General features: G+C 48.3%; 9 protein-coding genes. 8 read left to right on the top strand and 1 reads right to left on the bottom strand.

Annotated elements, in window-relative coordinates; all coding sequences use genetic code 11:
• The 5 genes from A9180_RS07320 to dosP all read left to right on the top strand — a co-directional run.
• On the top strand, positions 1-867 hold an 867-nt coding region (locus tag A9180_RS07320; protein ID WP_064527525.1), incomplete at its 5' end, for a glutamate decarboxylase.
• A gap of 156 nt (positions 868-1,023) precedes the next feature.
• On the top strand, positions 1,024-2,559 hold the full coding sequence (gadC, locus tag A9180_RS07315) for an acid resistance gamma-aminobutyrate antiporter GadC (protein ID WP_064527512.1): 1,536 nt from the start codon (positions 1,024-1,026) through the stop codon (positions 2,557-2,559).
• A 294-nt stretch (positions 2,560-2,853) separates the two neighbouring features.
• Positions 2,854-4,173 (top strand): family 10 glycosylhydrolase, encoded by a 1,320-nt coding sequence (locus A9180_RS07310; protein ID WP_074399475.1) that lies wholly within the window; start codon positions 2,854-2,856, stop codon positions 4,171-4,173.
• A 337-nt stretch (positions 4,174-4,510) separates the two neighbouring features.
• Positions 4,511-5,893, top strand: a complete 1,383-nt coding sequence (dosC, locus tag A9180_RS07305; RefSeq protein ID WP_064527506.1) for a diguanylate cyclase DosC — start codon at positions 4,511-4,513, stop codon at positions 5,891-5,893.
• Between the two features lie 24 nt (positions 5,894-5,917).
• Entirely contained in the window at positions 5,918-8,317 is a 2,400-nt protein-coding gene (gene dosP, locus A9180_RS07300) for an oxygen-sensing cyclic-di-GMP phosphodiesterase DosP (protein WP_074399478.1), read from the top strand.
• A 138-nt stretch (positions 8,318-8,455) separates the two neighbouring features.
• On the opposite strand, the gene osmC is transcribed toward dosP, so the two are convergent.
• The gene (osmC, locus tag A9180_RS07295; RefSeq protein WP_000152304.1) at positions 8,456-8,887 is read right to left on the bottom strand and encodes a peroxiredoxin OsmC; all 432 of its coding nucleotides are present in this window, start codon (positions 8,885-8,887) and stop codon (positions 8,456-8,458) included.
• Between the two features lie 343 nt (positions 8,888-9,230).
• Between osmC and bdm the strand changes: the two genes are divergently transcribed.
• The 3 genes from bdm to maeA all read left to right on the top strand — a co-directional run bounded on the left by bdm (position 9,231) and on the right by maeA (position 11,539).
• On the top strand, positions 9,231-9,446 hold the full coding sequence (gene bdm / locus A9180_RS07290; protein WP_000495766.1) for a biofilm-dependent modulation protein: 216 nt from the start codon (positions 9,231-9,233) through the stop codon (positions 9,444-9,446).
• 101 nt (positions 9,447-9,547) lie between these two features.
• Positions 9,548-9,685: a stationary-phase-induced ribosome-associated protein gene (gene sra / locus A9180_RS07285; RefSeq protein ID WP_000841554.1), complete on the top strand. Its 138-nt coding sequence runs from the start codon at positions 9,548-9,550 to the stop codon at positions 9,683-9,685.
• A gap of 156 nt (positions 9,686-9,841) precedes the next feature.
• Positions 9,842-11,539 carry a malate dehydrogenase gene (maeA, locus tag A9180_RS07280; protein ID WP_064527502.1) on the top strand — a complete coding sequence of 566 codons (1,698 nt, stop codon included), beginning with the start codon at positions 9,842-9,844 and terminating at the stop codon, positions 11,537-11,539.
• Positions 11,540-11,599: the final 60 nt, after the last annotated feature.

Here is an 11,599-nt window from a genome sequence, read left to right as displayed (position 1 = left end):
GAGATCCCTATGCGCCCCGGCCAGCTATTTATGGATCCGAAACGCATGATTGAGGCCTGCGACGAAAACACCATCGGCGTGGTGCCGACTTTCGGCGTGACCTACACGGGTAACTATGAGTTCCCGCAACCGCTACACGATGCGCTGGATAAATTCCAGGCGGATACCGGTATCGACATCGACATGCACATCGACGCCGCCAGTGGTGGCTTCCTTGCGCCATTCGTGGCACCGGATATTGTCTGGGACTTCCGCCTGCCGCGCGTGAAATCCATCAGTGCTTCAGGCCATAAATTCGGTCTGGCTCCGCTGGGCTGCGGCTGGGTTATCTGGCGTGACGAAGAGGCGCTGCCGAAAGAACTGGTATTCAACGTTGACTATCTCGGCGGCCAGATTGGTACTTTCGCCATCAACTTCTCCCGCCCGGCGGGCCAGGTGATTGCACAGTACTATGAATTCCTGCGCCTCGGTCGTGAAGGTTATACCAAAGTACAGAACGCCTCTTACCAGGTCGCCACTTATCTGGCGGATGAAATCGCCAAACTGGGACCGTATGAGTTCATCTGTACGGGGCGCCCGGATGAAGGTATCCCGGCGGTGTGCTTCAAACTGAAAGACGGAGAAAATCCAGGATACACCCTGTATGACCTCTCTGAACGTCTGCGCCTGCGCGGCTGGCAGGTGCCGGCATTTACCCTCGGCGGTGAAGCCACCGACATCGTGGTAATGCGCATTATGTGCCGTCGCGGCTTCGAAATGGACTTCGCTGAACTGTTACTGGAAGACTACAAAGCCTCCCTGAAATATCTCAGCGATCACCCGAAATTGCAGGGTATTGCCCAGCAGAACAGCTTTAAACATACCTGATAACGTTTAAGCGGTAACGGTGTCCCGAAACGAATCCGTTTCGGGACAATTTCCGAAGTCTGTTCACTGGCATTAGCAACGGAAAATATTGCTCTGAATACGCTTCAGAACAAGACAGGCGCGGTTCCGACAGGACAACCGTTTTAGGGGGATAATATGGCTACATCAGTACAGACAGGTAAAGCAAAGCAGCTAACATTACTAGGGTTCTTCGCCATCACGGCGTCGATGGTAATGGCTGTTTATGAATACCCTACTTTCGCAACATCTGGCTTTTCATTAGTCTTCTTCCTGCTCTTAGGCGGGATTTTATGGTTTATTCCCGTTGGTCTTTGTGCTGCGGAAATGGCCACCGTGGACGGTTGGGAAGAAGGTGGTGTGTTTGCCTGGGTATCAAATACCCTGGGGCCGAAATGGGGATTCGCAGCTATCTCATTTGGCTATCTTCAAATCGCTATTGGCTTTATTCCAATGCTCTATTTCGTGTTAGGGGCGCTCTCCTACATTCTGAAATGGCCAGCACTGAATGAAGACCCGGTAACAAAAACCATCGCGGCGCTGATCATTCTTTGGGCGCTGGCATTAACTCAGTTTGGCGGTACTAAATATACTGCGCGAATTGCTAAAGTTGGTTTCTTCGCGGGTATTCTGCTGCCTGCATTTATTTTGATTGCATTAGCGGCGATTTATCTGCACTCCGGAGCACCAGTTGCTATCGAAATGGATGCGAAAACCTTCTTCCCTGATTTCTCGAAAGTTGGCACTTTGGTTGTGTTTGTCGCCTTCATTTTGAGTTATATGGGAGTAGAAGCTTCCGCGACCCACGTCAATGAAATGAGCAACCCAGGGCGCGACTATCCGCTGGCAATGTTACTGCTGATGGTGGCGGCGATTTGCTTAAGTTCAGTAGGCGGTTTGTCCATTGCGATGGTGATTCCGGGTAATGAAATCAACCTGTCCGCAGGTGTAATGCAAACCTTCACCGTGCTGATGTCTCATGTTGCACCGGAAATTGAGTGGACGGTTCGCGTTATCTCTGCCCTGCTGCTGTTGGGTGTTCTGGCAGAAATCGCCTCATGGATTGTTGGCCCTTCTCGCGGTATGTATGTCACCGCGCAGAAAAATCTACTGCCAGCCGCGTTCGCTAAAATGAACAAAAATGGTGTGCCGGTAACTTTGGTGATTTCCCAGCTGATAATTACCTCTATCGCGTTGATTATCCTCACCAACACCGGTGGTGGTAACAACATGTCCTTCCTGATCGCGCTGGCACTGACAGTAGTGATTTATCTGTGTGCTTATTTCATGCTGTTTATTGGCTACATTGTGTTAGTTCTTAAACATCCTGACTTAAAACGCACATTTAATATCCCTGGTGGTAAAGGGGTGAAACTGGTCGTGGCGATTGTCGGTTTGCTGACGTCAATTATGGCGTTTGTCGTCTCCTTCCTGCCGCCGGATAATATCCAGGGTGATTCTACTGATATGTATGTTGAATTATTAGTGGTAAGTTTCCTGGTGGTACTTGCTCTGCCGTTTATTCTCTATGCCATTCATGACCGTAAAGGCAAAGCGAATACGGGTGTTACACTGGAGCCAATTAACAGCCAGAACGCGCCGAAAGGTCACTTCTTCCTGCATCCACGTGCTCGTTCACCGCACTATATTGTGATGAATGATAAGAAACACTAACCGTGTATGAGTGGTAATAACTCGAGGGAGCGAAAATTAATCGCTCCCTTTAGTTTATTGATAAAGCACTTATTTTGCCGGATACGGCGTGGACACCTTATCCTGCCAACAAGAGTGTGCAAATTTAATCAATTGCGACTCTCCTTGTAGGCCTGATAAGCGAAGCGCATCAGGCATTTGGCGTTTGTCATCAGCCACAAGGGAGCGATAACTATTTCCTGCTTATTGCCGTATTGACTTGCCCCAGATAAGTACGAGAATAAGCGCACATCTGTTTACCGGAAATAAGCATATATGGATATCTGCTCCCGAACTGTGAAATTCGCAATTAAAAGGCCAGTTGCACTGGTTGCACTGGCACTTTTACTGTGTAGTTGTAAAAGCACGCCTCCAGATTCAATAACGACACCACCAGCAGACTCAAAACCACCAGCGACCGCACAACAATCGTCGCAACCTATGCGTGGTATCTGGTTGGCAACGGTATCCCGCCTCGACTGGCCCCCCGTCTCCTCGGTTAACATCAGTAACACCACCAGCCGGGTCCGCGTGCAACAGCAGGCGATGATCGACAAACTGGAAAACCTGCAACGACTGGGAATTAACACGGTCTTTTTCCAGGTGAAGCCCGACGGCACTGCCCTTTGGCCGTCGAAGATTTTGCCGTGGTCCGATCTCATGACTGGCAAGATTGGTGAATATCCTGGTTACGATCCGCTGCAATTTATTCTCGACGAAGCCCACAAGCGTGGGATGAAAGTGCACGCCTGGTTTAACCCATACCGCGTGTCGGTTAATACGAAGCCCGGAACGATCAGGGAACTGAATAGCACTCTGTCTCAACAGCCGGCCAGCGTCTATGTGCAGCATCGCGACTGGATCAGAACGTCAGGTGACCGTTTTGTTCTCGACCCGGGGATCCCTGAAGTTCAGGACTGGATCGCATCGATAGTTGCTGAAGTGGTTTCTCGCTATCCGGTAGATGGCGTGCAGTTTGATGACTATTTTTACACTGAATCGCCGGATTCTCGGCTTAACGATAACGAGACGTACCGCAAGTACGGTGGTGCATTTGCGTCAAAAGCTGACTGGCGGCGCAACAATACCCAGCAGTTAATTGCTAAGGTGTCGCACACCATTAAAAGCATTAAGCCGGAAGTCGAATTTGGTGTGAGCCCAGCGGGCGTCTGGCGTAACCGCTCACACGATCCGCTCGGTTCTGATACGCGCGGGGCTGCGGCTTATGATGAATCCTACGCTGACACTCGTCGCTGGGTCGAACAAGGCTTACTGGATTATATAGCCCCGCAAATTTACTGGCCGTTCTCGCGTAGCGCCGCACGTTACGACGTGCTGGCAAAATGGTGGGCAGATGTCGTCAAACCAACCAAAACCCGTCTTTATATTGGTATTGCCTTCTATAAAGTCGGCGAACCTTCAAAGATAGAACCAGACTGGATGGTTAACGGCGGCGTTCCGGAACTGAAAAAGCAGCTCGATCTTAACGATGCCGTGCCAGAAATTAGCGGTACGATTTTGTTCCGCGAAGACTATCTGAACAAACCGCAAACTCAACGGGCAGTTAGCTATCTGCAAAGCCGTTGGGGAAGCTAAACGCCCTTTCTTACTTTGTGGCACTGCCGGTGCTTTAAACACCGGCTTGTCATCAACGAAACATTCTCAACTAATAATCAAATCAACTTAATAATTCCCCTGATAAAAACGTATGAATATGAAAAACCATACGATATTAACCATCACCGAAAAATAATTACGATGGGCTATACTCTTCAGAATACCAGTAGCGTAGATTAAAACTGTCATAAGTCACTTATTTCGTTTCAGTATATCTTCATATTTCAGGAGAATATGGTGCTGTAACCCTGTCCAAATGAGTTGCGTTTTGTTTTTCGATTCCGTCTGCCTTTCCAGCCGTATAAGGGTGTGAATTATGGAGATGTATTTTAAAAGAATGAAAGATGAGTGGACCGGATTAGTTGCCCAGGTCGACCCCCTCATTCGTGACAAAGTGGCAGAAATTGCCGTAGCACATGCTCAATACTTAAGTTTTGAGTTTTATCGAATTGTACGCACTGACCCGCATGCCGAAGAGTTTTTGAGTAACGAACAGGTCGAAAGGCAGCTTAAAAGTGCGATGGAAAAGTGGATTATCAATGTGCTCTCAGCACAAACGGAAGATGTTGAAAGACTTATACAAATCCAACATACCGTAGCCGAAGTCCATGCTCGTATTGGCATTCCGGTAGAAATTGTCGAGATGGGTTTTCGCGTGCTGAAAAAAATCCTCTATCCGGTAATATTTTCCTCTGATTATTCGCCCGCGGAAAAACTTCAGGTCTATCACTTTTCGATTAACAGTATCGACATAGCCATGGAAGTGATGACCAGAGCATTTACCTTTAGCGACAGTAGTGCGGCTAAAGAAGACGAGAACTATCGTATCTTCTCATTACTGGAAAACGCCGAAGAAGAAAAAGAACGACAAATAGCCTCATTACTTTCATGGGAAATAGATATTATTTATAAAGTCTTGTTGGATTCTGATTTAGGCAGCAGCTTACCGTTAAGTCAGGTTGATTTTGGCCTGTGGTTTAACCATAAAGGTCGCCATTATTTTAGTGGCATTGCTGAAGTTGGTCATATCTCTCACCTTATTCAGGATTTTGACGGGGTTTTTAATCAGACAATGCTCAATGCAAAAAATCTGAGTAACAAAAGTCTGCGCGTGAAGTTTTTATTACAGATACGAAATACCGTATCACAAATTATCACCTTACTACGTGAACTCTTTGAAGAAGTCTCGCGTCATGAAGTGGGCATGGATGTACTGACGAAATTACTTAACCGCCGTTTCTTGCCAACTATCTTCAAACGTGAAATTGCTCATGCCAATCGGGCCGGTACACCGTTGTCTGTTCTGATCATCGATGTAGATAAATTCAAAGAGATCAACGACACATGGGGACATAACACAGGCGATGAGATTTTACGTAAAGTCTCGCAGGCGTTTTACGACAACGTACGTAGTAGTGACTATGTTTTCCGCTACGGTGGCGATGAATTTATCATCGTACTGACTGAAGCTTCAGAAAATGACACTTTGCGTACCGCAGAACGCATCCGCAGCCGGGTGGAAAAAACCAAACTGAAAGCCGCAAACGGCGAAGACATAGCCCTCTCTCTGTCCATTGGCGCCGCCATGTTTAATGGACATCCTGATTATGAACGCTTAATTCAAATAGCCGATGAAGCTCTGTATATCGCGAAAAGACGAGGTAGAAACCGTGTTGAACTCTGGAAAGCCAGTCTTTAGATGCGCCCGGATGCAGAGGTAATCATGAAGCTAACCGATGCAGAGAATGCCGCCGACGGCATTTTTTTCCCCGCCCTTGAGCAAAATATGATGGGCGCGGTGTTAATTAACGAAAATGACGAAGTAATGTTTTTTAATCCTGCAGCGGAGAAGCTCTGGGGGTATAAGCGCGAAGAAGTGATTGGCAATAACATTGATATGCTGATTCCCCATAATTTGCGCCCTGCGCATCCAGAATATATCCGCCATAACCGCGAAGGCGGTAAAGCGCGGGTTGAAGGTATGAGCCGGGAATTGCAGCTGGAGAAAAAAGACGGCAGTAAAATCTGGACCCGTTTCGCGCTATCCAAAGTCACTGTCGAAGGGAAAATTTATTACCTGGCACTGGTACGTGATGCCAGCGTAGAAATGGCGCAGAAAGAACAGACCCGGCAGTTAATTATTGCCGTGGACCATCTCGATCGCCCGGTCATTGTGCTGGACCCGGAACGCCATATCGTGCAGTGCAATCGCGCGTTTACTGAAATGTTTGGCTACTGCATCAGCGAAGCCAGCGGTATGCAGCCCGATACGTTGCTTAACTTCCCTGAATACCCGGCAGATAATCGTATTCGCTTACAGCAACTGCTATGGAAAACAGCGCGTGATCAGGATGAATTTCTGTTGTTAACGCGCACGGGGGAAAAAATCTGGATTAAAGCCTCTATTAGCCCAGTTTATGATGTGCTGGCTAATCTGCAAAACCTGGTGATGACCTTCTCTGATATCACCGAAGAACGACAAATTCGTGAGCTTGAAGGCAATATTCTCGCCGCGATGTGTAGCAGCCCGCCATTTCATGAAATGGGTGAAATCATCTGTCGGAATATCGAATCCATTCTTCATGAATCCCATGTGTCGTTGTATGCATTGCGTAATGGTATGCCGGTGCACTGGGCGTCGTCCTCTCATGGGACAGAAGTAAAGAATGCGCAAAGCTGGTCAGTCACCATTCGCCAGCGCGATGGCGCACCTGCCGGGATTCTGAAAATCAAAACAGCGTCCGGGGCGGTAACCAGCGCGTTTATCGAACGAGTGGCGGATATCAGCCAGCATATGGCCGCGCTGGCGCTGGAACAGGAAAAAAGTCGCCAGCATATTGAGCAGCTCATTCAGTTTGATCCGATGACCGGTTTGCCAAACCGTAATAACCTGCACAATTATCTCGATGACCTGGTAGAAAATGCCGTCTCTCCGGTGGTGTATCTTATTGGCATTGACCATATTCAGGATGTCATCGACAGTCTGGGCTATGCGTGGGCCGATCAGGCATTGCTGGAAGTGGTCAATCGCTTTCGTGAAAAGATCAAACCAGACCAGTATCTCTGTCGTATTGAAGGTACACAGTTTGTCCTCATCAGCCCGGAAAACGACGTCAGTAACATTACCCAAATAGCGGATGAACTTCGCAACGTCGTTAATAAACCGGTCATGATTGACGATAAACCATTCCCGTTAACCTTGAGCATTGGTATCAGTTACGACGTTGGTAAAAACCGGGACTACCTGCTTTCGACTGCCCACAATGCGATGGATTTTATTCGCAAAAACGGCGGTAATGGCTGGCAGTTCTTTAGCCCGGTAATGAACGAAATGGTGAAAGAGCGTCTGATTCTCGGTGCGGCGCTGAAAGAAGCTATCAGCAACAACAAACTAAAACTGGTTTATCAGCCGCAGATCTTTGCGGAAACCGGCGAACTGTACGGCATCGAAGCCCTCGCTCGCTGGTATGACCCACAGCATGGTCATGTTCCCCCTTCTCGGTTTATCCCTCTTGCTGAAGAGATTGGCGAAATCGAAAACATTGGCCGTTGGGTTATTGCTGAAGCCTGCCGCCAGTTAGCAGAATGGCGTAACCAGAATATTCATATCCCGGCGCTTTCCGTTAACTTGTCTGCGCTGCATTTTCGCAGTAATCAGCTACCCAATCAGGTGTCTGATGCGATGCAGGCATGGGCGATTGACGGCCACCAGCTGACGGTAGAAATCACGGAAAGCATGATGATGGAGCACGATACGGAGATCTTCAAACGCATCCAGATCCTTCGTGATATGGGCGTGGGTTTATCTGTCGATGATTTCGGCACCGGTTTTTCTGGTTTATCCCGCTTAGTCAGCCTTCCGGTAACGGAAATCAAAATCGACAAAAGCTTTGTCGATCGTTGTCTGACCGAAAAGCGTATCCTCGCCTTACTGGAAGCTATTACCAGTATTGGGCAAAACCTCAATTTAACGGTGGTAGCCGAAGGTGTAGAAACCAAAGAACAATTTGAGATATTACGCAGGATCCACTGTCGCGTTATTCAGGGCTACTTCTTCTCACGTCCCCTACCCGCCGAAGAAATCCCTGGCTGGATTAGCAGCGTTCTGCCGCTAAAAATCTGACAATTTTCGCCCGCCCGCACACGCGGGCAAGATTTCATGAAAAGAATGACGATGCAGTTTAAATACAAGTTTTCATTGGGATAAGCAGAAAATATCCGTGTAAATGCTTGCCGGATGACAACATCATCCGGCGAGTACTTATGCTTTCAACTGGTAATCCAGCGTAATTTCTGCTTTCAGTACCTGAGAAACCGGACATCCGGCTTTTGCTTTCTGAATAATGCCGTCAAAGGTGGAGGCATCAATACCCGGCACCGCAACTTCGCTTTTCAGTGCGATTTTGGTAATCGCGAAACCAGCATCGACTTTATCCAGCGATACATCGGCAGTGGTATCAATCGATGTTGGCGTGAATCCCGCTTCCCCCAGCATTAATGAAAGCGCCATCGAGAAACAAGCGGCATGTGCCGCACCAATCAACTCTTCAGGATTGGTTCCTTTTTCGCCTTCAAAACGCGTGTTAAATCCATACGGCTGTTGGTTCAGCACGCCGCTCTCGGTGGATACTGTTCCCTTCCCGCGTTTGATATCGCCTTCCCAGTGTGCCTGACCTTTCTTATGGATTGTCATTGTTGCTCTCCTGTGGGCTTAAAAAGGAAATTATAGACTATCGGAGAAGCAGCAAAAGGATGAGCGGGATATTCCGAATTAACTCAGAACAAAAAACACCCAAAAACTTAAATTAAATTACCATAATAGATGCCTGTAAATATAACGTCTAAGGGGTAATACGGCGATATTAACCAGTAAACATCAAAAATAATAACCATTAATATCATGCAGTTAGAATATAAAGCCTACCAACCAGGATGAATCTTAACAACGAAGCGGTAAATATTTGCCATGCTGAATGTGCTTTATAAATCTGCGATCCGTAGCAGACACCATAAATACACAGAAACGGAGAATCACTATGTTTACTTATTATCAGGCAGAAAATTCAACAGCAGAACCCGCTCTGGTTAATGCCATTGAGCAAGGCCTTCGGGCAGAGCACGGTGTTGTCACTGAAGATGACATTCTCATGGAGCTGACCAAATGGGTGGAAGCTTCTGATAACGACATCCTCAGTGATATCTACCAGCAAACGATCAATTATGTGGTCAGCGGCCAGCACCCTACACTTTAAGCTGCTATGCTTGATCGGCAACCTAATTTAGGGGTTTAGCACGTGTTTCTTCGCTACGGCGATGTTGTCCTTAAAACTAGCTACAGGATTGAGGAGTACAAATGAAATCGAACCGTCAGGCACGTCATATTCTTGGACTGGATCATAAAATTTCTAACCAGCGCAAAATAGTTACCGAAGGTGACAAATCCAGCGTGGTAAATAACCCAACCGGCAGAAAACGCCCCGCTGAAAAGTAATTCATAACCATCAGTCCTCAATGACGATTAAACACCATTGCCTGCGCAATGGTGTTTTTGTTTTTATCTGCTTTATACTTGGTGCCGACGCCCTGGCGGTAAAGCAAAGACGATAAAAGCACCCCAGGGATGGATATTCAAAAAAGAGTGAGTGACATGGAATCAAAAACAAAAAAACAGCGTTCGCTTTATATTCCTTACGCTGGCCCTGTACTGCTGGAATTTCCGTTGTTGAATAAAGGCAGCGCCTTCAGCATGGAAGAACGCCGTAACTTCAACCTGCTGGGGTTACTGCCGGAAGTGGTCGAAACCATCGAAGAACAAGCGGAACGAGCATGGATCCAGTATCAGGGATTCAAAACCGAAATCGACAAGCACATCTACCTGCGTAATATCCAGGACACCAACGAAACCCTCTTTTACCGCCTGGTAAACAATCATCTTGATGAGATGATGCCCGTTATTTACACCCCTACCGTCGGCGCAGCCTGTGAACGTTTCTCCGAGATCTACCGTCGTTCGCGCGGCGTGTTTATCTCTTACCAGAACCGCCACAATATGGACGATATTCTGCAAAACGTGCCGAATCATAATATCAAAGTGATTGTGGTGACCGACGGCGAACGTATTCTGGGCCTCGGTGACCAGGGTATTGGCGGGATGGGCATTCCAATCGGTAAACTGTCGCTCTACACCGCCTGTGGCGGTATCAGCCCGGCGTATACCCTTCCTGTGGTGCTGGATGTCGGGACTAACAACCAGCAACTGCTTAACGATCCGCTGTATATGGGCTGGCGTAACCCGCGCATCACTGATGACGAATACTATGAATTCGTTGATGAATTTATCCAGGCCGTGAAGCAACGCTGGCCGGACGTGCTGCTGCAGTTTGAAGACTTCGCACAGAAAAATGCGATGCCATTGCTTAACCGCTATCGTAATGAAATTTGTTCCTTTAATGATGATATTCAGGGAACCGCGGCGGTAACGGTAGGCACGCTGATCGCAGCAAGTCGCGCGGCGGGCGGTCAGTTAAGCGAGAAAAAGATTGTCTTCCTCGGCGCAGGCTCCGCGGGATGCGGCATTGCCGAAATGATCATCGCCCAGACTCAGCGTGAAGGATTAAGCGAAGAAGCGGCGCGGCAGAAAGTGTTTATGGTCGATCGCTTTGGTCTGCTTACCGACAAGATGCCAAACCTGCTACCTTTCCAGACCAAACTGGTGCAGGCGCGAGAAAATCTCAGAGACTGGGATACTGACAGCGATGTGTTGTCATTGCTTGATGTCGTACGCAACGTCAAACCGGATATTCTGATTGGCGTCTCCGGCCAGACCGGGCTGTTTACGGAAGAGATCATCCGCGAGATGCATAAACACTGCCCGCGCCCAATCGTGATGCCGCTCTCTAACCCGACGTCACGCGTCGAAGCCACACCGCAGGATATTATTGCCTGGACCGAAGGCAATGCACTGGTCGCCACCGGCAGTCCGTTTAATCCGGTAGTATGGAAAGATAAAATCTACCCTATCGCCCAGTGCAACAACGCCTTTATCTTCCCGGGCATTGGGCTTGGCGTTATTGCTTCCGGTGCGTCGCGCATTACCGACGAGATGTTAATGTCGGCAAGTGAAACCCTGGCGCAGTATTCACCGCTGGTGCTAAACGGCGAAGGTCTGGTACTACCGGAGCTGAAAGATATTCAGAAAGTCTCCCGGGCAATAGCTTTTGCGGTGGGTAAAATGGCGCAGCAGCAAGGGGTGGCGGTGAAAACGTCTGCCGAAGCCCTGCAACAGGCCATTGACGATAATTTCTGGCAAGCGGAATACCGCGACTACCGTCGTACCTCCATCTAAGTCTCCGCCCGGTGGTGAATGCTACCGGGCAATTTCCCTCTCTCTTTTTCAGATCTCATC

The sequence above is a fragment of the Escherichia sp. B1147 genome (assembly GCF_001660175.1).
In the GTDB taxonomy this organism is placed as follows: domain Bacteria; phylum Pseudomonadota; class Gammaproteobacteria; order Enterobacterales; family Enterobacteriaceae; genus Escherichia; species Escherichia whittamii.
Note: the sequence above shows the minus strand (reverse complement) of the source record. Positions and strands in the feature narration are given on the sequence as shown.

What these genes read in the sequence shown, in the direction of transcription:
- gadC (WP_064527512.1), top strand. Translation starts at nt 1,024, where the DNA reads ATGGCTACATCAGTACAGACAGGTAAAGCAAAGCAGCTAACATTACTA.
- A9180_RS07310 (WP_074399475.1), top strand. Translation starts at nt 2,854, where the DNA reads ATGGATATCTGCTCCCGAACTGTGAAATTCGCAATTAAAAGGCCAGTT.
- dosC (WP_064527506.1), top strand. Translation starts at nt 4,511, where the DNA reads ATGGAGATGTATTTTAAAAGAATGAAAGATGAGTGGACCGGATTAGTT.
- dosP (WP_074399478.1), top strand. Translation starts at nt 5,918, where the DNA reads ATGAAGCTAACCGATGCAGAGAATGCCGCCGACGGCATTTTTTTCCCC.
- osmC (WP_000152304.1), bottom strand. Translation starts at nt 8,887, where the DNA reads ATGACAATCCATAAGAAAGGTCAGGCACACTGGGAAGGCGATATCAAA.
- bdm (WP_000495766.1), top strand. Translation starts at nt 9,231, where the DNA reads ATGTTTACTTATTATCAGGCAGAAAATTCAACAGCAGAACCCGCTCTG.
- sra (WP_000841554.1), top strand. Translation starts at nt 9,548, where the DNA reads ATGAAATCGAACCGTCAGGCACGTCATATTCTTGGACTGGATCATAAA.
- maeA (WP_064527502.1), top strand. Translation starts at nt 9,842, where the DNA reads ATGGAATCAAAAACAAAAAAACAGCGTTCGCTTTATATTCCTTACGCT.